Here is a 210-nt window from a genome sequence, read left to right on the forward strand (position 1 = left end):
GGCTTAGAAGCAGCCACCATTTAAAGAGTGCGTAATAGCTCACTAGTCGAGTGACTCTGCGCCGAAAATGTACCGGGGCTAAATACACCACCGAAGCTGCGAATTGATACCGATGGTATCAGTGGTAGGGGAGCGTTCTAAGTGCAGTGAAGTCAGACCGGAAGGACTGGTGGAGCGCTTAGAAGTGAGAATGCCGGTATGAGTAGCGAA

The 210-nt window shown here is 51.0% G+C and carries 1 rRNA gene; it reads left to right on the forward strand.

The features are described 5' to 3' along the window. Positions 1–210: ribosomal RNA gene (locus tag MR170_RS32925) — 23S ribosomal RNA — on the forward strand; the annotation flags it as partial.

Source organism: Bacillus cereus group sp. BfR-BA-01524, assembly GCF_022662595.1.
GTDB classification, from domain to species: domain Bacteria; phylum Bacillota; class Bacilli; order Bacillales; family Bacillaceae_G; genus Bacillus_A; species Bacillus_A thuringiensis_S.